Genomic DNA, 23,749 nt, shown 5'->3' with positions numbered 1-23,749 from the left:
AGGATAACCATGTTTGATCGATTTTTTCCCATGACTCCTGTCAAAGTCCTTTGTGTACTGCTATTGCTCATCTGTTTTCATCCGCACACCGGACATGGCGCCTTGACCTATGATCCTGAACTGGAGTGGCAAACGCTGACAACCACACATCTGCGGATTCATTTTCATCAGGGGGAAAAACACCTGGCTCAAAAAACTGCCATGATTGGAGAGCGGATTTATGCCAGTCTCGCTACCTGGTTCAACTGGCAACCGGACTTTATTGACATGATTCTCAATGACCGCGTGGATTACAGCAATGGTGCGGCAACCCCCATTCCCCGAAATACCATGTATCTGTTCATGCATCCGCCGGATGATCTGAACACCCTGGAAGAATTTGATGACTGGCTCGATCTGCTGATACAGCATGAAATGACGCATATTTTCCATCTCGACAAGGCCTCAGGTTTTCCAAAGGATATCAGAAAAATTTTTGGAAGAACCATCGCTGATCCCTTTGTTTTTGCCGCATTTCCTGCGGTTTTTCAGCCTGTCTGGATGCAGGAGGGCCTGGCCACCTTCCAGGAAACCAGCCTGTCCCGGAAAGTTGGACGGGGACAGAGTGCCTATTTTCGCATGCTGATGCGAATGGAATTGATGGGGGGCTTCAAATCAATCCGCCAGGTCAATGACAGCCTGGTGGCCTGGCCTCCAAATACGCAATATCTTTACGGCGTATTTTTTTATCAGTTTCTTGAGGAACGATATGGAACACCCTCTATTCGTGGCTGGATTGAGGAATACAGCGACAACTGGATCCCCTTCGGAATCAACTGGACTGCTGAACAAGTCTTTCAGGATAAGGACATGACTGAGTTGTGGGAGGAATTCTCTGTCTGGCTTCATGCCCGTTTTCAACCTGAAATGGAGGAACTTCGTCAACACACCATTGAGGAAGGTGAGCGACTCACCTCAGACGGATACATGACCAGCATGCCGCAAGTCACTGAAGACGGCAGTCTGTGGTATCTCCGTAATGATTATAAAAGCGCGGGCAGTCTCATGCGACAGATACCGGGCAGGGAAGCTGAAGCGGTGCTGGAAGTCACACACCAAACCCGGTTTGACGCTGACGCTCATCAAGGTGTTCTGTTGACCCAGTTGGATCTCGTGCGGAATCTTAACACATGGAGTGATCTTTATCATTTCAATCCTGAAACAGGAGAACTCCGACAGATCACCGAAGGCGGGCGCTATTTGTTTGCCATTTGGGGTCCGGAAAAAAATGACATTCTGGCTGTGCATACGACCAGTGCAGGCACAGCCTTACGGCGTCTCAACCTCAAGGGTGAGGTGCTGGAAACTTTATGGGACTCAGAAAATCAGGAAATCATTTCATGGCCGGATCTTTCTCCTGATGGCCAAAATCTGGTGGCAATGGTGTGGAAACCTGGAAAACGCTGGAATCTGGAATTGTTTTCTCTTCAAAATCACACCTGGACGCCTTTACTGGAAACTCTGGAAATTGAAGCGCATCCACGTTTTTCGAGTGAGGGAACCAACGTCATTTTTTCCGCAAATTATGGGGGCCGTTACAACATTTATCAACTGAACCTGTCGGATCAACAAATCACCCCTCTGACCTATCTTGCCGGTGGCGGGTTTTATCCCTTTCCTGCCGGAGATCAATTGTATTATGCCGGCATGTCTGTCACTGGCCTGAATATTTACCGTATCGCACTGCAAAGTCTTCCCTTGCCTGTTTCAACAGAAACTTCGCCGATGTTTCAGCTACACGATGAAACCACAATGGCAGACGCTGACAAGGGCTTGAGTCAGGGCGTGACAGAGCCTTATTCTCCATGGCCTGGCCTGAAACCAACATTCTGGACACCATATCTGAATTTTGATTCTATCCGGGGTGAAGCCGGGATAATGACCAGTGTTTCAGATCCACTGAACCGGCACACCTATAACCTGCTGGCAGCGTATGATGTGACCAACAACTGGCCGCGGGGCACAATCATGTATTCCTATGACCGTTGGGATCCCACCCTGATTTTTCGTTTGAGCCGCGAATACCGGGGATATTTTGATGATTTTTCAGAACCACCGGAAACCGCTGAAGAAACCAGTATTTTCCGTAAAATCACCACTTTTGGCGCAGAAATGATCTTTCCCTGGCTGAAAATGCAGCGTCAATGGTTGTTACGGGCTGGCGTGCTCGACTGGCGTGAAGAATTGGTCGATCTTCGACCTGACAACATTTCAGGGACATTGCCTCTGCCGGATATTCCTGCTGATTCCATTCTGGGATTGGCGTTGCAATATCACTCCACTCAAATCTGGGAGCTTTCTGTTTCTGAAACGGACGGCGCTTATGTAAGCCTTATCGCGGAAGACAGCGATTTACTGAACAATGATTACACTGGTCAGGTTTACACTCTGGACTGGCGACAATTTATCACTATTACCGGACTCAATGTCTGGGCTTTCCGAACAACACTTGGCTGGGGAACAGACAACCCCAGGCCGTTTCAACTTGGAGGAAATCAGCAATCCACCGCGATTGGCCAGGGAAGCGGAAGTGCCGATAATTCATTTTTTGAAGTCAGAGATTATGCGTTGAGAGGCTATCCTGAAGGTCTGCCAGATCTGAGAGGGCGTTTCCTGACCCTGTTTTCAACAGAATGGAGATTTCCAATTGCCCGGGTGGAACGACATCTGATGACCCCACCCGTTGGTATTCATCAACTGTATGGCGCATTGTTTGCTGAAAATGGCGATGCGGGCAACCAGTCGGAAGACGCGCAAAAACCGCATCGCTCCGCAGGCATGGAAATTTCATTTGAACTCCTGGTGGGATATTCCAACGCGTTAGTGATTCGGACAGGAGTTGCACAAGGGTTGGATGAAGGCGGAATATATGAAGGCTATATTTCGACCAACACTTCATTCTAGGGGCCTCCAATCCAGTGTTTTTTTTGACTTTCAAAACCTTTTTCAATGTGTCAGGCAAATATAAAGATTTTCAAATTCAATTCTTACATAATTGCTCTGAAAAACGTTTATAAATATCTTTCAGGAAAGATACTAGCCCATGAGCCAACTGGATCTGGAAACTCTGCCTAAAACCGAAAAACGCTGGCTGGCCAAGGCCATCGCCACCATGATCTGTGCAGATGGACATGTGGACTCATCTGAAATGGAATATCTCAGCGAAGCCATTGGATTTCTGGACGATCGGCAGGAAATTGCTGAATTGATGGAGCAGGTCAAACTGATGAAACCGATTGTTCTCGACCCCATGCCAATAGAACCCCAGAAAGCGTTTTTCATGCTCAAACAACTTGTCCGGATTTCAATTTCAGACGGACGGATCACTCCCTCTGAAATCACCTGCTTTCGTACTACCGGTGGGTTGCTGGGATTTCCGGTTTCGGTGACCAACAAAATTCTTTACACTGCCGTGTTTCATCTGGAACACACCAAACCTCATGCAGAACTTATTTTCAGCGATCACACAGAAAATGTGCTGTTATGGGATGTTAACATTAAAGGATGCACCTTCAAATACCATCGAAGCATCAATCCCCATTCCCGACTTTCATTGCGAGTTCTGGATGCGGAGGGCAATCCAGTGAAATCATCCATCAGTATCGCCGTACAACGTGCCGCGCCAAGTGATCTTTACAGCACACAGGTGTATATGGTGCGGGCTGTTTTTCAGGGAATTGTGCATGAGCAACATGGCATTCTGCAACTGATCTATCCTGAAAAATATGCCCAATCAAACGAAGAACAGGTCATCACCTGTAGCAACAATTCACTGATGGGCAAGGCTGTTTCGTGTTATATTTGTGGACAGAATGACATCGTATTCTGGCACTTGCGCTCTCATGCCATGATCACTCAGTCCAGTCTGTTCAACATTCCTGTCTATACTCAAGCCACAGATGAGCATGATTTTTGTGATTATTCACTGCTTCAGATTACCGTTTGTCCCAAATGTTACTATGCCTCAGACGACATCAGTTACTTTAAAGCAGGAAACAGCCGCTCCCCGATCAGTATCTCTGATATTCAGCAGAAATGGCTGACACAAACTGAAACGCTTCGGAAAAGTCTGGCCTTGTCCAAAGATTTTTATACAGAAAAAAGATCCATTCCTGAGGCCATCCAGACTTACAGTCTTGCCTTAAAAACTTGCGATGCGATTGCGAAAATCAAGGAGGATTCTTTTTTTGTGAGGAAAGCCGTCAGTTTTTTGATGAACCAGGCAGAGTTATACGCACGTCAGGATCAGCAGGAATTGGCAGAAGCGAATCTGCATGAAGTCGTCACACGCCTGGAACCTGTTTATACGGATCTTCAGGGGGAATCCATGATCCGCTCCGTGCTGCTGCTTTCACTGATCAAGCTGTATTTTGGCCAGAAACAGGATTTTGGCAGAATGATGAATTTCTTTGCCACTTATGAAAGCACACGAAAATCGGTTCCAACCCTTGGCGAAACCAAAGCCTTCAAGCTGGCCAAAGAACGCATAAAAGCCGCCTACGATCAACGCGACAATTTCAATTATGCCGCCTGGAAAAACAGCCTTTCCCCCCAAAAATGACTTCCTTCGCCTTAATAATGGGCACCTTTCAAAAATAGTTGACACGTTACTGTCGTTGAGTCCATCTCCTGGGCAACGGACTGGATACCTGCCTGCACCGGTATGACCGTTAAGGGCAAACTGGAAACTAAATTCAGTCTTTTTGAAAGATGCCTGATAATGAATTAAAAAAATTATCCATCAACGTCTTTACTCATTGATTAGATAGTGCTACAGCTACCCTAGAATTACCTTTATCCTTCATTTTTGAACATTTTGAAGAGCTGGTGGACATGGCTGCAGAACGAAGAAAGTATTTAAGAGTTTTATTTGAAGAAACAATTACAGTGGAAGCTGAAGAGTGGACTGATCCCATGGCTACTGGACTGGATATTTCACTAAATGGAACGAGATTCCATTGTGAAAACTCTCTTTCGGAAGGTGATGAAGTCGTTATTGGTTTCAAACCGGATTTACGACTTCGTGGAGTTGTACGCTGGTGCTGGCCCATTGAATGGTATTATCAGGCTGCTGTTGAATTTCTTGAACTTGAATCAAGCGAACAGGCTGATCTACGAGACTATATTTCCGGCGTGACAGGTGAGCCTTACCCTGATTATTCTGAAGAAGAAGCTGAGGAAGAGGAATCTGTTGAAGATGATCTCGAAATGGATGATGGCATTGATCTCCCGGACCTGGAAGAGGTGGATGATTCCATGTTTGATGCGGATGCTCTGGAAGAAGATGAAGAAAGTGATGCTGTCATCATGGAATCTTATTCTCAAGGGGATGAGAACAGGCCGATACTCACACCCCATAGTTTTAATGGAAAAGCCATTGGTGTGATGAACCTGCCTGAACAACATAAAGATGTTTTGGAACGCTATCTGCGAGAAAGAACAGGCTTCGAAATTTCACACGCGAAAAACAAAAACAGCCTCTGGCCCATGCTGAAAGCTGGCAGAGCGGATATTTTGCTGATCAACTGGAATCTTGACGGCAATACATCGCTTGAACTTCTGGCGGAAGTCCAGCAGAAGTTTCCCGGTATTCCCGTTATCTTTCTGTCAGAACCGGTGAGTCTGGAAGATCGTCTGGATGCCTTAAACGCGGGTGCCGCGGACTTTATCACTCGGCCTGTGCACATGTCGGCAATTGCCCAAAGCGTTCTCCGGAACCTGGCTCTCGGACAGGCTATCGCAAACATTGACGCTGATTCTGTGGATGCGGATCTTGAGTTACCGGAGGATTTTGGCGATGACATTGAATTGTCAGAAGATCTCCTGACAGATGATTATTGATTTTTCCTATGTTCGGGGACACTACGGTGTCCCCCTTTTCCCTGAAAATTGAGCCCACCTATTTCAATAATTCTTTTGCGGCCTTAGACTTATAAAATTTTTCCAGGCGATGGCGTAGACGTTCTGATACATAACCGGACTCCACAGCTTTTTCCAGCACAGGAATAGCCCAATGCGTTCCTTCAGCCAGCACTCGAGCCTCATCCCAACCAACATCTGTCAGCAATGATTGAATTGTGCGGTTTCCATAATCTTTGAAATAAACATCAATCCAGCCTGATGCGACTTCAAAACATAGGGGTGTCACCCTGAAACTATCCCAGAATTCCTTGATCACCGGTTCCAGTTCATCCAGCAAATCCGGTCGAATTTTTTCCATGCCTTTATGTATTTTCAAACTATGAAAATTTTTCCACAGGTCATCGGTAAGTTTTCGATAGAGTTCACCATCCAGTTCACGGTTTAAAAAATCCTCTGATTGTCGAATGGATGTATTGATCTGTTTTTCAATGAATTGTTTGATATTTTTTTCTAAAGAAGCTTCCAGTCCTGACAGGTTGTCGCCAATAAAATTTTTCCCCATATTGAGCAGTTTGGAGGCCCCCGGAATTTTTTTCGCGACAGGATTTTCCATCAAGGCGAATTCTTTGAGATTGCTATAAACCACATCAGAAATCATTCTCGCGTAAATGGGAACATTCAGCATTTCATGGATAAATTCCTTTCTCAGTTTACGTCGGATCTCAGTCTGCTCGGTGAATTTGTCATACATGCGCTTGGGTAGCACTTCCTCCCAGCGAGTTTCGTGGTCTTTCATATATTCATAAGTGTTCTCCTCGCACTTTCTGATAAAGACGCGGGCTTCATCAGGAACAGGAACATCCATGACATTTTTCCGCAACGATTCCTTGACCTGTTCTGCTGAAAAAATATCGGATATCTTGATTTTCCCCAACCACTGGTATGCGGCTGAGAGTTCTTCCTTGAGTCCGGAAACCAGATTTTTTCCAGTAAACTGTTCAAGTTCAAATTGAAGATGCGCTTCCAGAAGTTCATTAGCTTTTGACATGTCTTTCCCCGAAAATTAAAAATAACTGTAAAGATGCACACCAATCGAAGGACTGGTCGTGACGATTTCAATCGAGTTCTCCAGATTTACCTGACGTTTTGCCTGCTCAAAGGCAAGACCGATTTTGCTAAACTGGAATTCCCAACCAATCCCGGCATAAGCGCCCATCCCCTGAAGCTCGCCCCAACTGCCTTTAGTTTTTAGCGTATTGCTCGACACACCCAACCGAAAAAATATCCCTCCAGCCTTGGGAATCGCATAATATTTAACTTCGACTCCCTGCTTCCAGAGTTCCATTTTCTCATCAATCTGGGGAATTTCAATCAATGCGGGATTGTCAATAAAAATAATGCCGAATGCAAAGCCGAAGGAGTATTGATAGGCTTCTTCCAGCCACAGATTGATAGTAGGACCGATTCCCGACCATGTTTTGTCAATATCTTGTTCAGTAAAACGCACATTGACCGTGTCAAAGTGTTCCCGTGCTCTTAGTTTTAGTTCCAAAGCATTGGCTGAGGAGACAACAGAAAGCACTAAAACGATGATCAGACTGAGTTGCATGAATGAAGTTCTAATCATGATCGTTCTCATTAAAATTGATTATGTTAAAACATTGATACAGGCGTCCCGCTATGGGGAAGTGAAGATCGTTCAACTGCTGATCGGGCATGACGTGGAGACCAATGAATCCCGTGGACAGCCACCGCCCTTGTATTGGGCGATCATCGACGATGGTCCCTATTTCCGGCATGCGCCATCACACACCAGAGATCGTCGACTGGAAATCGCACGAATCCTGCTGGCTCATGGCGCTGATGTCAACGCTTCGGCAGAAGGCAAACCGCTGTTGGCCTATCTGCCGGAAGATCCCGCCGCCAAAGGCTATTTCCCTGAGATGCGGAAACTGTTGCTGGAGCATGGAGCCAGGGAATGACAAATACTTTGCATCCCTAAAAATAATAATGCATCGCGACCGCTGGGCCCATCATGGAAAAACTGACCCTGTCAGCAATGGACTGGTTGGAAACACCGATTTCAGCGGCTATCCCCAGATTTGGAAAAGTGATGGGAAACAGCTCTACTCCAAGCACAGCCTGAAACGACCCGCCTGAACTATTGGTCGATGCCTGACTGTCAATGACATTCAGGTGTCCGGCGCCAAGTCCCCAATAAAGGTGATGATTTCCTTCCTGCAAAAATACTCTCGAAAAACGCATTTCCAGAGACAGGACAGACAGCAGGGTTGTGCCGCCATCCCTGGTCTCTGCGTAGCCCCATAGTAAATTGATGGAATCCGTAGCACTGAGCCAGTTTTTGATTGAAATCGCTCCTGTTCCATATTCGCCAGAGGTGCTCTGACTCGTGAGTGACAAATGTTTTTGATAAAAGCCCACGCCAAACTTCCTGCTGAGATCAGGATGGTACTTATCAAATTCAATGAGCCTGATATCCGCACGCTCAATATGCAGTACACCAAAGCCACGATCAGATTCCAACGACAGAATTTGTTCATCAAGTTTCTGAATCCGTCCGCTCAACGATTCGCCACTATTTAGGTGAACCACTGCCGCAAATACGGCTGAATGGCACACCCACAGAAAAAACATGCCCAGTACCAAGCTTCTTAACCACATCATGAGACCCCGTTGCACAAAATTCACATTAAAAAATTTCTTTTGTATTTATTATCGGCAGAATCAGTGTTTTCTTGACTTTCCCATGATTTTTCACAAAATACGACTTCATTTGAGAACATTTACATGTTCAAAATCATAAGATTATCAATATCTGTTTTCAGAATGGATTCATGTCAGTGATTCAGGAGTTTCAACGAGCGGTTCAGGAGTACTGGCAAAGTATCGAAACGAGAAATGTCTGGAATGATTGGATCAAATTACTATACAACCTGGGTTGTGATCTTAAATTCAACAGACCGGAGACAGTCAGGCCTGATGAAAAAATAAAATTTGTGGTCTTTCTTGAGGCTGTGAGTCCGATCTTGCGGAATCATCCCATCTGGCTGAAACAATTGACTTCACCCAAATGGTTGCATGCGCATAACATTCTTGTCATGGCCTTTGGAAACGCTATAGCGGAAAGTCCCAAACCTGGAAACAATCAAGAAGACGCTGTCCAGATTTTGCGAAGTACAATTCAGGATCTGACCAATAAATTTGAAAGACTTCAACAAAGAGTGGTTCAGATTGAACAACGGAGTGTGCTTCAAACACCATTCGATGAATTCGACCGACCGGAACCGTTGAGACGGGAAACACCATCGCTGCCTTTAAGAACAGCCGATTCGTCGTTTTTGAAGCAAGCGCAACTCATGCAGAAGGAACTGACGATTCGTCAATTGACCAAGCCTACCAAGTCAAGTGTTGCACAGATGGAAGCCCCGAAAAACTCCGTGGAAGTGGTAGAAAAGGCCTATCTTCCATACAATGAATGGTTGAATCTGTTGGCACAGGATGGAACCGATCTTCAGCAATTGAGCAATGAACCTTTGCAGGTCGCCAGCAGTCATCGTATTTCCTTTGAACAATTTGGTCACAGGGTCGCCAGAAAAATTACAGATCCGGAAAAATTACAAATATTTTTAAATAATTTCATTGACAGGCACCCGGATGGTATTGAGGTTCCGCAAATAAACTATGACACCGAAACAACTCAACCCGCAGAGACAGTGATTTCTGCACCGAGCCAGGCTTCTGCGGGTTTTGTTCCGCCATCCGTGGACACCTACAATGATTTTCAGGCATGGGTTCAATGGCTGAGACAGGCAGGCATTGATCTTAAAAAATTTACGTCCAGAGATTTCGATGATGTCAACAGCCACCGAATCTCATTTCAACAATTCTGCCGCCGTGTGGAACGCTATCTGGACGATGTGCCTGGATTTAGAACCGCACTGGGATTAACCACGCCGTAATACTAAAGGATACGCATGCAAGCTGAACTGAATGAACTTAAAAACACTGCTTCTGAGGCCCTGCAGGGTACCACCAGTCAGGAACAACTGTCTGAGTGGTTTCGCCAGTATTTAGGGAAAAAAGGCGCATTGACTCAAATTCTGAAGCAAATCGGGCAATTGCCTGCTCAGGAACGGCCTGTGATGGGGCAGGCTGTCAATGAGTTGAAGGAATACCTGTCAAATGCGTTTGAAAAACAACAGACTAAAGTTCAGCAGGAACAGATTCAACAATCCATTGAAACAGATAATGTTGACATTACCTTGCCTGGACGCCCCTGCGCCACAGGACATTTGCATCTCACAACCCAGACACTCAGAAAAATCTTCCGGATTTTTCAGGAAATGGGTTTTCAGATTTATGAGGCTCCTGAAGTTGAATCAGATGAATATAATTTTCAGATGCTCAATATTCCTGAATACCATCCCGCCAGAGATATGTGGGATACGTTCTGGGTCAATGACAAGGTGGTGTTACGAACACACACATCTCCCGGACAGATCAGAATTATGCAAGAATGCTATCCTGCGCCAATCCGTGTAATTCTACCGGGAAAATGCTATCGCTATGAACAAATCACTCCTCGTTCCGAACATCAGTTTTATCAGGTTGAAGGGTTGGTGATTGGTGAAAATATCCGGATGACAGACCTGATTGGCGTGGTCAATGAATTTGCTAAAAAAATGTTTGGCGAAGAACGTAAAACCAGAATCAGAGGCAGTTATTTCCCCTTCACTGAACCAAGCATTGAAATTGATATGGACTGCATCCTTTGCAAAGGCGAGGGTTGTCGGGTATGCAAACATACAGGCTGGCTTGAAGTCGCCGGCGCTGGAATGGTGCATCCCGTTGTGCTGACAAATGGAGGGTATTCTCCTGACAAATGGAGCGGTTTTGCGTTTGGACTGGGTGTCGAGCGGCCTGCGTTGCTGAAACATGGGATCCATGATATCCGGTATTTTTATAACAATGATCTTAATTTCCTTCGCCAGTTTTAACTATGCTTTCAGTTCATTTATTCAGTTTTGGTTATCGTCGTTCCGGAATTCCTCAAGATCCCAATGGCAATGGTGGCGGATTTGTGTTTGACTGCCGTTGTTTGCCGAATCCGGGACAACTGGATGCTTTTCGGGATTTAACAGGGAAGCAAACCGAAGTGCAGGAATGGTTGAAGCAGCAAGACAGGTTTCATCTGTTTGCCGGGCAATGTCTGGCATTGATTGAACAGAGTATTGAATTTTATCAGAAACGGGGCTTTGAACACCTGATGGTTTCATTTGGTTGTACTGGTGGTCAGCACCGGTCAGTATTTCTATCGGAATGGACCTATTCCCGACTGCTTCAGCATGAGATTCATGTGGATCTTGTTCACACAGAAATGAACCATTGGCCGGGAAATCAAAATGTTTAACTCTTTTGACCCAAAGGAAAAAAAAGCCATCATTGTGTTTTTTGTGGTACTATTTCTGGGGACTGTGTATCTGCTCACTCACGATCAGTCATGGCGTGAACCTCCACGACCTTTACCGCAGGATGGCGCACCAACACGGTTTGAAGATAGAATCGAACAACCGGAACCACGTCCACGCTATGATAGCGAGCGATATTTTTAACAACAATAAGCAAATTTATTTTTTATAAATATGCTTTTTCCTGCTAAATTTGTTTGAGATTATTTAAAATAGCTCAAAAAAGGTGTTGCTTGGCGAAAAATCCTATGTTATAAGCTCCGATTTAACAGATTCACTATAATTTTAAGTGTTAATCCTGAACATTCAGACTTTCCTTCCTGTTTATCTCATGACATTTGAGTCTCGATCCTCTCTGCCAGTTCTATTAGCATTAATGGACAGGGCCCAATCTGTATCTGTTCAATTCTCCATTGCGACAAAACAGATTTTCAATTTATTTCCTTCGGGAACATGTGTTTGGAACTGCATGATACCTCAATTCATGTTTTCTTGTTAACCTCAGAGCGGTCTGTTTTTGAGATTCCGGTTATCGGATCAGAAATCAACCACCAGTGTAAAGGCACAGCATGTCCACAACGTTTCATAACAGACATCGAATTCGACGATCGTTTGGAAAATTACAGTCTCCCATTGATGTTCCACACCTGCTTAAGGTTCAACTCGATTCCTATGAGCGGTTGCTTCAACGAGATATTCCACCTGATCAAAGAAAAAATGAGGGGTTGGAAGCCGTATTTCGTTCTATTTTCCCTATTTCGGATTTTAGTGCGACCTCCACGCTGGAATATGTGCATTACCGCTTGGGAGAACCCAAATATTCAGTGGATGAATGCCGGATTCGGGGAGTGACATACGCTTGTCCCTTGCGGGTCGCGCTCCGATTGATTATCTGGGAAAAAGACGCTGAATCAGGAGCTAAGCATATCCGTGATATCAGGGAACAGGATATTTATCTGGGCGAGATGCCCTTGATGACACCGACAGGCTCCTTCATCATCAATGGAACAGAACGGGTCATCGTCAGCCAGATGCATAAAAGCCCCGGGATCTTTTTTACGCATGACAAAGGGAAGGGAAGCACAGGAAAATTAATGTACACAGCCCGAATGATTCCTCAACGGGGTTCCTGGCTCGATTTTGAATTTGATTCCAAAGATATCCTGTATTGTCGTATTGACAGAAAACGAAAGTTTCCGGCGACAGTTTTTCTAAAATCACTGGGCTTCAGCGAAGAAGCGTTACTGGATTATTTTTATTCCAAAGAAATCGTGGATTTGAGTCAGGTCAAACTGGATGATGATCCGGATCAACGGATTTATAACAAGAAAATTGACAGTGAAACAACCATCAATCAGATCACATCGGCCAATATCAATGATCCTCAAACGGGTGAAGTGATTGTCAAAGCCGGACAACGGATCAATAAACGGCTTTTGAGCAAATTGCAGAAAGCCGGCATTGACCGCATCCCTGTTTCGTTGCAGACCCTTAAGGGAGCCTATCTCGCAAGAAATATCATTATCGATAAGGATACACAGGCAGAATGCAACACCCCTGTCACGGCGGAATTGCTTGACCAACTTGTTGAAAATGGAATCACATCCCTTGAAATTCTGCATATTGGTAGCCACAGTGTGGGTTCAAGCCTGAGAGATACTCTGGAAATTGACCGTATTCGCTCCGTAGATCAGGCGTTGATTGATCTGTATAAAAAAATGAAACCCGGTGATCCTCCAACCCTGGATGCCGCAAACACCATGTTGCACAATTTTTTCTTTGCGGAAGACCGTTACAGTTTGTCTAGGGTCGGACGTTTGAAAATCAACCGGAAATTTGGCACAGACTTGCCTCTGGACCATGTGGTATTGACAAATGATGATATTCTGCGATCTGTCAAATATCTGTTGTTATTGAAGGAAGGTGCCCCCAATGTGTTTGTGGATGATATTGACCACTTGGGGAATCGCCGCATTCGAAGCGTTGGCGAGTTGCTGGAAACACAATTCAGAATCGGACTTGTGCGAATGGAACGAACCATCAAGGAGCGCATGAGCCTTCAGGATACTGAGACCATGATGCTCCATGATATTGTGAACGCGAAACCGGTAGCCGCGGCAATTCATGAATTTTTTGGAAGCAGTCAATTATCCCAGTTCATGGATCAGACCAATCCTTTGTCTGAAATCACCCACAAGCGTCGTTTGAGTGCCTTGGGGCCCGGTGGTTTGACCCGTGAACGCGCAGGATTTGATGTTCGTGACGTACACGCCTCTCACTATGGACGGATTTGCCCGATTGAAACGCCCGAAGGTCCGAATATCGGTCTGATTGCGTCATTGGCATCTTATGGCCATGTGAATGAATTTGGTTTTATTGAAACCCCCTACCGCAAAGTGGTGGATGGTCGCGTCACGAATGAAATCACCTATCTTTCAGCGATTGAAGAAGACAATTTCAGTATCGCTCAAGCCAATGCGGAACTCGACACTAATGCCTGTCTCACCTCAGAATTTGTGTCAGCACGGACTCATGGCGATTTTACCACAGTCCCTCGTGACCAGATTGAATATATTGATGTGGCTCCCTGTCAATTAGTGTCTGTCGCGGCATCGCTCATTCCATTTTTGGAACATGATGATGCGAACCGGGCCTTGATGGGATCCAACATGCAACGGCAGGGAGTTCCAGTGGTTAGACCACAGGCTCCACTGGTTGGAACAGGCATGGAATTTCAAGTTGCCCGTGACTCCGGAACCTGTATTGTCGCCACTCGCTCAGGGCTGGTTGTAAGTGCCGACGCAGGTCGAATTGTGATGCAGGCGGATATGGACCTGACCGGTGAGGAAGCTGTGATTTCCGGAAACATTGATATCTACCATTTATCCAAATACCGGAGATCCAATCAAAATACGTTCATCAATCAACGACCGCTGGTGCGCAAGGGCGATCGGGTGAATGCCGGAGATATCATTGCCGATGGCAGTAGCACAGAAAATGGAGAACTGGCACTGGGACAGAATGTTCTGGTCGCGTTCATGCCGTGGAATGGATACAACTTTGAGGATTCCATCATGGTTTCAGAAAGGTTGCTGTATGAAGATCGTTATACCTCCATTCATATTGATGTACTCGATACCGTCGCTCGAGATACCAAGCTTGGCAAAGAAGAAATCACACGGGATATTCCCAATGTGAGTGAAGATTCGCTGACAGATCTGGATGATACAGGTGTGATCCGCGTTGGAACATTTGTCAGACCGGGAGATATTCTGGTAGGAAAAGTCACACCCAAAGGAGAATCTCAACTCAATCCTGAAGAGAAACTTCTTCGTGCGATTTTTGGTGAGAAAGCCGGTGATGTGCGTGATACCTCATTGCGAGTTCCCCAGGGAATGGAAGGCATTGTCACCGATGTGGTCGTATTCAACAGGGAAGGCGTTGACCGTGATGAACGAACTCGCCAAATTGAACGGGATCTCCTGCAAAAATATGAAAAAGATCATAAAGATGAAATGCGCATTGTGCATAACAATCTGGTGCAACGTGTGCTTTCACTGGCTGAAGGGCAAAAGTTGTCCAACAGTATTCATACCCTCCAGCAAACCATGCTGTTTCCTGCAGGAACCATCATTTCTGACGAAGTGTTGAAAAAAATTCCTGTAAAAAGCTGGGATCATGTGAAAGTGGATGATGAACAGATCAACACCTCCCTGTCCCGATTCATCAACAATGCCTTGCAACAGATGTTTCTGCTGGAAAATATTTATCAGGACAAATGTGAAAAAGTTTCCCGTGGCGATGATCTGCCTCCGGGAGTGATCCGGATGGTCAAGGTGTTTGTTGCCACAAAACGGAAACTGGCGGTTGGTGACAAAATGGCCGGACGCCATGGAAACAAAGGGGTTGTGTCAACCATTCAACCTCTTCAAAACATGCCCTATATGGAAGATGGCACGACGGTAGACATTGTACTCAATCCGCTCGGGGTTCCCTCACGGATGAATATCGGTCAAATTCTGGAAGCGCATCTGGGATGGACGGCTCGTGGCTTGGGCTATAAAGTGGAAGAAATGTTGAAAAAATCGGAAATTCCAAAGTTGCGGGAATTTTTGAAAAACGTTTATGAAGCACCAATTGTCAATGAGCATATTGATTCTCTGAATGATGATGATTTTCTGGTGTTAGCCAGGAAATATATCAAAGGTGTTCATATGGCGACACCTGTATTTGACGGTGCGACAGAACAGGATATCCACAGAATGTCAGAACTGGCAGGTTTGTCTAAAACAGGACAAATCTGGTTATGGGATGGTCTGACTGGTGAAAAATTCAGTCAGAAAGTTACTGTGGGGTATGCTTATGTGCTGAAGTTGCATCACCTGGTTGCCGAAAAAATCCATGCGCGTTCCATCGGACCTTACTCTCTGGTCACTCAGCAACCGTTGGGTGGAAAAGCCCAGTTTGGTGGACAACGTTTTGGCGAGATGGAAGTATGGGCTCTGGAAGCTTATGGTGCGGCCTACACCCTTCAGGAACTACTGACTGTTAAATCAGATGACGTCTATGGACGAAACAAAGTTTATGAATCTATTGTTAAAGGTCGTCATAAACTGGAAACAGGTCTCCCTGAATCATTCAAGGTACTGATCAGTGAATTGAAAAGTTTGTGCCTGAATATTGAACTACTTCAGGAAGTAGAAGACGAAGAACTGGAAAGTTTGGAGGAATCACAGTCCTGATGGGACTGATCATCGGTTATTCATTTTCCTGGTTGGACTTTTTTTAACTTAAATAAGGGTATCGGCATGTCTTTACAGCAATTGTTTGAAATCGCGGAAGATCCCAAAAATTACACAGCCATTCGGATCAAAATCGCAACTCCGGATGATGTATTGTCCTGGTCGTTTGGGGAGGTTAAAACATCTGAAACCATCAATTATCGTACTTTCAAACCAGAAAGGGATGGTTTGTTCTGCGGAAAAATTTTTGGTCCGGTTCATGATTATGAATGTATCTGCGGTAAATACAAACGGATGAAGCATCGGGGCATCACTTGCGAAAAATGTGGTGTGGAAGTGATTGAATCCAAAGTACGCCGTGAACGTATGGGGCATATCAAACTGGCATCCCCGGTTTCCCATGTCTGGTTTCTCAAAGGAGTTCCCAGCAGAATTGGAACCTTGCTGGACATGCCCTTGCGGGATCTGGAACGAGTGCTGTATTTTGATTCCTATATCGTCGTCAATCCGGGAAGCTCTGATCTGGAAAAACAGAGCATCGTGGAAGAAGATGCCTATTATGAAATGATGGATCAATTCCCTGATTTACATTTAGGCATGGGAGCCGAAGTGATTCGGGAATTGATGAGAGAGATTGACCTGGAAAGCCTAGACGCCCAATTGCGTGAAGAACTGCGATCCGTTAAATCAGAAACCCGACGTAAAAAAATCGCCAAACGACTGCATGTGGTGAGTGCCCTGCTCAGTTCAGGCAATGGTGCGGATGCCTTTATTATTGAAACGCTGCCGGTTCTGCCGCCTGAACTTCGTCCATTGGTTCCACTGGAAGGCGGTCGTTTCGCAACCAGCGATTTGAATGACCTCTATCGACGGGTGATTCATCGAAATAACCGTTTGCGACGCCTGATTGAATTGCGCGCTCCCAATATTATTGTAAAAAACGAAAAGCGCATGCTTCAGGAATCTGTGGATGCCCTGTTTGACAATGGCCGGAGAGGCCGACCTATGGTGGGCTCCAACAAACGTCCGTTGAAGTCCTTGAGTGATATGCTTAAGGGAAAGCAAGGACGATTCCGTCAGAACCTTCTGGGAAAACGTGTGGATTACTCAGGACGAACCGTGATTGTGGTTGGACCGGAATTGAAACTGAACCAATGCGGACTTCCTAAAAAAATGGCTCTCGAACTCTTTAAGCCCTTCATTTATCATAAGTTGATTGACCATAAAGAAGTTCACACCATTAAAATGGCAAAAAAGAAACTTGAACAGAACCTGCCTGAAGTGTGGGCTATTCTGGAAGAAGTCGTGAAGGAGCATCCAATCATGCTCAACCGTGCGCCAACCTTGCATCGTTTGGGGATTCAGGCCTTTGAACCTGTTTTGATTGAAGGCAAGGCGATTCGTCTGCATCCGCTTGTTTGTACAGCGTTCAATGCTGATTTCGACGGAGATCAAATGGCAGTCCACCTTCCTCTTTCTGTTGAAGCGCAGTTGGAAGCCAAAATTCTGATGATGTCCACAAATAACATTCTTTCTCCAGCTAATGGTAAGCCCATCATGGTGCCTACGCAGGATATGGTTCTTGGATTGTACTGGATTACGCGCAAGGGAACCGAAGTCAAAGGTGAAGGAAAAATATTTTCAAACCGTGAAGAAGTTTTGAAAGCCTTTGATCATGAGAAAGTAGATTTGCATGCCGAAATTACGGTGAGAATCAATAATGAAATGATCAAAAGTACCGTCGGTCGAGTTATTCTGTCCATGGTGATTCCTGAAGAAGTTCCTTTTGAATTCATCAACAGGCACTTGAAGAAAAAACAGTTGAGCGAACTAGTGGATATCGCCTATCGGCGCGCGGGCAATAAAAAAGCGGTCAAGATGCTCGATGATATTAAAAAACTGGGATACACCTATGCGACCCGTGCAGGTTTTTCCATCAGCATGGGAGACATGGTTATTCCACAGGAAAAAGTGGGAATGCTCAACACTGCCCAGTTAAAAATTAACGAAATCAACACTCAACATCAGGATGGTTTGATCACTGATGGCGAGCGATATAATCAGGTGATCGACGTATGGGCTCGCGCAACAGAAAAAATCGCTGAAAAAATGCTCAGCACTCTGTCTGATGAGACGATTGATGAAGAAGGAAACCGCCGGGTGAATTCAATTTTCATGATGGCTGATTCCGGTGCTCGTGGAAGCAGTCAACAAATGAAGCAGTTGGCTGGAATGCGAGGCTTGATGGCAAAACCTTCCGGTGAGATCATTGAGCGTCCGATCACAGCAAACTTCCGTGAAGGTCTGAATGTTTTGGAATATTTTATTTCAACACATGGTGCCCGTAAAGGTCTGGCGGATACAGCGCTGAAAACAGCAAACTCCGGTTATCTCACACGTCGTCTGGTGGATGTTGCCCAGGATGCTGTTATTCTGGAACACGATTGTGGTACAGTGGACGGTATCGAGATTAATGCCCTGATAGAGTCTGGCGAAATTATTGAATCTCTGGGCGATCGTGTCCTGGGGCGAGTCGTCCTGGAAGATGTCTATAATCCGGAAAATCCTGATGAAGTGATTATCCATGCTGGCGAGGATGTCACGGAAGCGGTTGTGGAAAAAATTGAAAGAACCGGTATTGAACGAATCAAAATACGTTCCGTGTTGACCTGTCTGACACCTCGAGGCGTTTGTCAATCCTGCTATGGACGGGATCTGGCACGAGGTCATATCATCAGCATGGGTGAGGCCGTGGGTGTGATTGCCGCTCAAAGTATCGGTGAACCTGGAACACAGTTAACCATGAGAACCTTTCACATTGGTGGAACCGCAAGCCGACGAGCGGAACAAAACACCTGGGAATGTAAATTCAGCGGGATTTTGAAATTTTACGAATTGAAAGAAGTTCAAAACCGTGATGGAAACTGGGTTGTTCTGGGACGAAGAGGTGAGGCTGTAATCGTTGATGAAAATGGACGGGAAAAAGAACGCCATCCGTTACCAATTGGAGCAATTATCAAATATCCTCCGGGGACACCTGTCAAACAGGGACAACAGATTGCAGAATGGGATCCGTTCTCTGTGCCAATTCTAAGTGACGTAACCGGTTTTGTGAAATTCAATCACATCACTGAAGGTGAAACCTTCAAGGAACAAGTCGATGAAGTTTCCGGGGTATCCAGAAAAGTGATTCAGGAATCACCAAATCCTGAGATTCGTCCATCCATCATTATTCAGGATGAACGGAAGCGCCCGGTTGTTCGTCAAAACGCGACTGAAGCTGAATTTACGTTACCACTCAAGGCTGAACTGGTCGTTGAAGATGGCCAGGAAATTTTTGCTGGAGATATTTTAGCAAAAATTCCACGAGAACTTGCGAAAAACAAGGATATCACAGGAGGCTTGCCTCGTGTTGCTGAATTGTTTGAAGCACGATCTCCCAAAGATCAGTCAATTATCTCTGAAATTGACGGGATCGTGGAATTTGGTACGGATATGAAGCGTAAACAACGCATTATCGTTCGACCTGAAGATGAAAAAGGGGAAGCCAAGGAATATCTGGTTCCACGAGGTCGTCATATCACGGTTCACTCTGGAGAATACGTCCGGGCTGGAGATCCTTTGATTGATGGTTCGCCGAATCCTCATGATATTCTGGCGGTGAAGGGTACCAAGGAATTGCAGAAGTATCTGGTGGACGAAGTTCAGCAGGTTTACCGCCTTCAAGGTGTGAGCATCAATGACAAACACATCGAGGTTATTGTTCGTCAAATGCTACGACAGGTTTATATCGCTGATCCTGGTGATTCAACCTTTCTGATTGGTGAAGTCATTTCCAAAATGAAATTTCATCAGGAAAATCAGAAGTTGATGGGACTAGGCATGCGACCTGCGACCTCAAGACCGGTTCTTCTGGGAATCACCAAGGCGGCCCTGAGCACCGATTCGTTTATTTCGGCTGCATCGTTCCAGGAAACCACTAAAGTATTAACGGATGCCGCACTTGCCGGGAAATATGACACGTTCCGTGGTTTGAAGGAAAATGTCATTCTCGGACGCCTCATTCCTGCGGGAACAGGATATTTTACCACACAAAATATCGGTTATGAATTTGCCGCAGATCAATTGGAAGAATCAGATACTTACGAAGAAGAAGAACTGGTTTAACCTTAATTTCAGACTCACATGACAGTTTGTGGTACTGTCATGTGAACAAAAAATCCCCTCCCTCCTTTATTTTACATTCCTTATTCACCTTTTTCAGATGGAATCTATGACTGTTGTTTCTTCCGAACTTCGTGAACAATGCGTAAACACCATTCGTTTTCTTGCGGCGGACGCTGTTCAAAAAGCTAATTCAGGACATCCCGGAGCCCCAATGGGCACAGCGGATATCGCCTTTGTCCTGTGGACCCAATTTATGAGATATAATCCTGAAGACCCACAGTGGGTCAATCGGGATCGTTTTGTATTGTCCATAGGGCATGCATCAACATTATTATACAGCATGCTCCATCTGGCAGGCTATAAAATCAGTCTCGAGGACCTGAAGCAATTCCGTCAATGGGAAAGCATCACACCCGGACATCCTGAATATCGTTTAACGCCAGGTGTTGAATGCACAACAGGTCCGTTGGGCGCAGGATTTTCCAATGGTGTTGGGATGGCCCTCGCCGCCAAAATGACTGGCGCACGGTTTAACACAAAGGATACAACCTTGATAGATTCCCGTGTTTATGTGTTGTGCGGAGATGGCGACATGCAGGAAGGTGTTGTGTCTGAAGCCGCCGCGTTAGCCGGACTTTGGGGACTTGGAAATTTAATCGCGATTTATGACAGTAACAATATCACCATTGCTGGTAGTACCAAACTTTCCATGAATGAAGACACCGGCAAACGGTTTGAGTCACTGGGATGGCATGTTCAGCATTGTGATGGGCACAATCAGGAGCAAATTGCGGATTGTATCAGAAACGCGCAAAATGAATTTCTGAAGCCCTCCCTGATCATCGCAAAAACAACAATTGCCAAAGGTGCTCCTACCAAAGCAGGAAAATCAGCAGCACACGGTTCGCCTCTCGGACATCCTGAAATCCAGGCGGCCAAGGAACAGGCTGGATTGCCCAATGAAACATTTCTTGTTCCAGATGCTGTCAGGAAGGTCTTTGACCAACGAAAACAGGAAAATCTGGAAATCTATACTGAATGGAATCAGACTTTCAAGAATTGGCGCAATAGTTCTCCTGACAAAGCTGAACAATGGGATACTCAATGGAATCTGAAAGTTCCGGATGATTTATTGGAATCACTGCTGAAAGACATTCCGGAAAAAAAAGACGCTACCCGCAATCTATCAGGCAAAGTCATGCAGAAACTTTCTGAACGACTTCCATGGTTTGTAGGTGGCTCCGCGGATCTGGAACCAAGTACAAAAACCCTGATTGACAAGGAAACAAGTATTCTTCCTGCCTCAGTAGCGTCCGCCAGTCTGCCGGATCCATCGTTTGCCGGACGTAATATTCATTTTGGAATACGGGAACATGCAATGGGCAACATCTGTAACGGAATATACCTGTTTGGTGGATGGCAACCATACTGCAGTACATTTTCTGTTTTTTCAGATTATATGCGCGGAAGCATTCGTCTTGCCGCGATTTCAAGAATTCCCACAGTGTTCATTCTAAGCCACGATTCTTTTTGGGTCGGTGAAGATGGTCCAACCCATCAGCCAACGGAACACACATGGGTACTCCGGTTGATACCTCATTTAAAGGTATGGCGTCCCGCAGATACCGTGGAAACAATTGTCGCATGGACTCAATGTCTTGGTGCCTCGAATTCAAGTGCTTATGCAATGTTGTTGAGCCGACAAAATACAGAGACCATTGAGCAATCTGAAACGTTTGATCCTGCCATGATTGCCAAAGGTGGATACATTGTTTCAGAACCAGCGACATCGCTTCAGGCTGTGCTTGTGTCAACGGGTGCTGAAAGCGGCCCGGCACAACAGGCGTGCAAAATAATCAATAAAAAGGGCACTGGAATTCGGCATGTATCCATGCCTTGTCTCGAGCAGTTTCTTGAACAACCGGAAGAATACCGGAAAACAGTCTTACCAGCCTCTGCAAAAATCATTGTGGTAGAAGCTGGCTCCACAACTCCCTGGTATCGCTATGCCGATCATGTGATTGGACGTGACGATTTCGGAGACTCAGCCCCCGGTGAGCTTCTTGCGGAAAAATATGGCTTCACCGCCGAAACCATTGCACAGAATATTTTATCCTTCCTGAAAGCCTGCTGAACGAGAATTATCCTACTCTCTGACACGACAACTTCAGATGGAAATAGCATTTCTGCTTTTTCCGTCTGAACCCCTCATTTGCATAATCCAGATTTTTGAACTGTAGCATTCACGTAGTTTGCCAATAAAATTATCAGAATTGCTATTTGCAATGCATAATGTTTCACGCCGCCAACCCATAGTCATCAACAAATTCAATATATTAAACAAAAGCCAATCGTAATAGCTCTTACCATTGCAGATTAGAACAGTCCGGTTGGCAACAATTTATTTGCCTGAACTTGTAATAAAAATAATATTAAATTGAAATTTTTCTTTATTAGAGGACTTACGCCATTTGATTGAACATGTTATATCAATCATAGATTGGCATCAATAGCGCAATGCTGTAAGAAATCTAATCAGAAAAATTTAATCAGGGAGAAGGTATGAAGCGTTTCAGAACAGGTTTTTCATTAATGGAAATTGTCATCAGTCTGGGTGTTATGTCTATTTTGGTGGGAACAGCGGCCCCCCTGGCAAACAATGTCAACAGAACCCTGGAAACTCAATCCAGCATTAGTGAAATGAAAAATATTGAAACCGCTTTGGTGACATATTTTAGAGATACAGGAACTTTTCCAGTAGAAGCACAAGGGCTAACAGCGCTCCAACAAATTCCTAATCCTAATCCTGCTGAATGGAATGGTCCTTATCTTTCAGGCGCTTTAACCAGTATCACCACAGATTCCTGGAGTGCGCCTTATCAGTATGCGACATTTCAGGGCTGTCCTCAGGATTGTTCGCCGGCAGGTTGTAAAATTGCGCCAAACAGTTGTACCGCCTTATCAATGGTCTCGGCAGGCTTGTATGATTTACGTGTGACTCAGACAGCAAAACTGTTTTCGCCGGGTCGAAATACAGCCGATGAAACCAGTCTGGTTGCGTGCGCGACGACAGCACCGTGTGGGGATGATTTGTTTTTGAATATTTCTTCAGTCAACACAGCCCGCGGTATTCAAACAGATACTCTTGAGCGTCTTGGCTCAATCATGGAAGTGGTTCAACAGGTGCGCATGACCAATCCAAATTTATTTACAGAACTTGACGCAAAACGGGCAGGAGGAAATTGCACGATCAGTAATCTGGCAATCAATGAAGTTAATGTTCAAAGCGGGGGCGCTTTAGGTTTTTTTCATGGTCAGGATCAATGGGGAAACTGGTTTCAATGGAGCGAAGGTGCCAGACAGTTTTATAGCGTTGGTCCAGACCGTACTGATAATACATGTGGAGACGATGGCGGCATCAGCGTTTCTGACATTGCGGGGAGTTTTTGA

At 45.3% G+C, this 23,749-nt stretch carries 15 protein-coding genes; 12 read left to right on the top strand and 3 right to left on the bottom strand.

What is annotated here, in order from left to right:
• Positions 1–9: 9 nt before the first annotated feature.
• The 3 genes from HQM11_14185 to HQM11_14175 all read left to right on the top strand — a co-directional run bounded on the left by HQM11_14185 (position 10) and on the right by HQM11_14175 (position 5,880).
• Positions 10–2,943 carry a PD40 domain-containing protein gene (locus HQM11_14185; GenBank protein ID MBF0352178.1) on the top strand — a complete coding sequence of 978 codons (2,934 nt, stop codon included), beginning with the start codon at positions 10–12 and terminating at the stop codon, positions 2,941–2,943.
• A gap of 139 nt (positions 2,944–3,082) precedes the next feature.
• A complete protein-coding gene (locus HQM11_14180; protein ID MBF0352177.1) occupies positions 3,083–4,600 on the top strand; it encodes a DUF2225 domain-containing protein in 1,518 nt (505 codons plus the stop codon).
• A gap of 272 nt (positions 4,601–4,872) precedes the next feature.
• Entirely contained in the window at positions 4,873–5,880 is a 1,008-nt protein-coding gene (locus HQM11_14175; protein ID MBF0352176.1) for a response regulator, read from the top strand.
• Between the two features lie 58 nt (positions 5,881–5,938).
• On the opposite strand, the gene HQM11_14170 is transcribed toward HQM11_14175, so the two are convergent.
• Positions 5,939–6,949 (bottom strand): hypothetical protein, encoded by a 1,011-nt coding sequence (locus HQM11_14170; GenBank protein MBF0352175.1) that lies wholly within the window; start codon positions 6,947–6,949, stop codon positions 5,939–5,941.
• Positions 6,950–6,964: 15 nt separating this feature from the next.
• The gene (locus HQM11_14165) at positions 6,965–7,528 is read right to left on the bottom strand and encodes a hypothetical protein (GenBank protein ID MBF0352174.1); all 564 of its coding nucleotides are present in this window, start codon (positions 7,526–7,528) and stop codon (positions 6,965–6,967) included.
• On the opposite strand from HQM11_14165, the gene HQM11_14160 reads away from it, so the two are divergent.
• Entirely contained in the window at positions 7,509–7,883 is a 375-nt protein-coding gene (locus HQM11_14160; protein MBF0352173.1) for a hypothetical protein, read from the top strand. The genes HQM11_14165 and HQM11_14160 overlap by 20 nt on opposite strands.
• A gap of 16 nt (positions 7,884–7,899) precedes the next feature.
• Here HQM11_14160 and HQM11_14155 read toward each other — a convergent pair whose 3' ends face one another.
• Positions 7,900–8,586, bottom strand: coding sequence for a hypothetical protein (locus HQM11_14155; protein MBF0352172.1), 687 nt, complete (start codon positions 8,584–8,586; stop codon positions 7,900–7,902).
• 170 nt (positions 8,587–8,756) lie between these two features.
• Between HQM11_14155 and HQM11_14150 the strand changes: the two genes are divergently transcribed.
• The 8 genes from HQM11_14150 (at position 8,757) to HQM11_14115 (ending at position 23,749) form a co-directional block, all read left to right on the top strand.
• Positions 8,757–9,881: a hypothetical protein gene (locus HQM11_14150; GenBank protein MBF0352171.1), complete on the top strand. Its 1,125-nt coding sequence runs from the start codon at positions 8,757–8,759 to the stop codon at positions 9,879–9,881.
• A gap of 15 nt (positions 9,882–9,896) precedes the next feature.
• On the top strand, positions 9,897–10,919 hold the full coding sequence (pheS, locus tag HQM11_14145; protein ID MBF0352170.1) for a phenylalanine--tRNA ligase subunit alpha: 1,023 nt from the start codon (positions 9,897–9,899) through the stop codon (positions 10,917–10,919).
• Between the two features lie 2 nt (positions 10,920–10,921).
• Complete coding sequence (locus HQM11_14140; GenBank protein MBF0352169.1) at positions 10,922–11,332, top strand: ATP-binding protein; 411 nt, start codon at positions 10,922–10,924, stop codon at positions 11,330–11,332.
• Positions 11,325–11,534: a hypothetical protein gene (locus HQM11_14135; GenBank protein MBF0352168.1), complete on the top strand. Its 210-nt coding sequence runs from the start codon at positions 11,325–11,327 to the stop codon at positions 11,532–11,534. The genes HQM11_14140 and HQM11_14135 overlap by 8 nt, the downstream gene beginning before the upstream one ends.
• 425 nt (positions 11,535–11,959) lie before the next feature.
• Entirely contained in the window at positions 11,960–16,132 is a 4,173-nt protein-coding gene (gene rpoB, locus HQM11_14130) for a DNA-directed RNA polymerase subunit beta (protein ID MBF0352167.1), read from the top strand.
• A 66-nt stretch (positions 16,133–16,198) separates the two neighbouring features.
• Complete coding sequence (rpoC, locus tag HQM11_14125) at positions 16,199–20,299, top strand: DNA-directed RNA polymerase subunit beta' (GenBank protein MBF0352166.1); 4,101 nt, start codon at positions 16,199–16,201, stop codon at positions 20,297–20,299.
• 97 nt (positions 20,300–20,396) lie between these two features.
• Positions 20,397–22,433 carry a transketolase gene (tkt, locus tag HQM11_14120; protein MBF0352165.1) on the top strand — a complete coding sequence of 679 codons (2,037 nt, stop codon included), beginning with the start codon at positions 20,397–20,399 and terminating at the stop codon, positions 22,431–22,433.
• A gap of 428 nt (positions 22,434–22,861) precedes the next feature.
• Complete coding sequence (locus HQM11_14115; GenBank protein MBF0352164.1) at positions 22,862–23,749, top strand: type II secretion system protein GspG; 888 nt, start codon at positions 22,862–22,864, stop codon at positions 23,747–23,749.

Source organism: SAR324 cluster bacterium (genome assembly GCA_015232315.1).
Classification (GTDB): Bacteria; SAR324; SAR324; order SAR324; family NAC60-12; genus JADFZZ01.
Note: the sequence above shows the minus strand (reverse complement) of the source record. Positions and strands in the feature narration are given on the sequence as shown.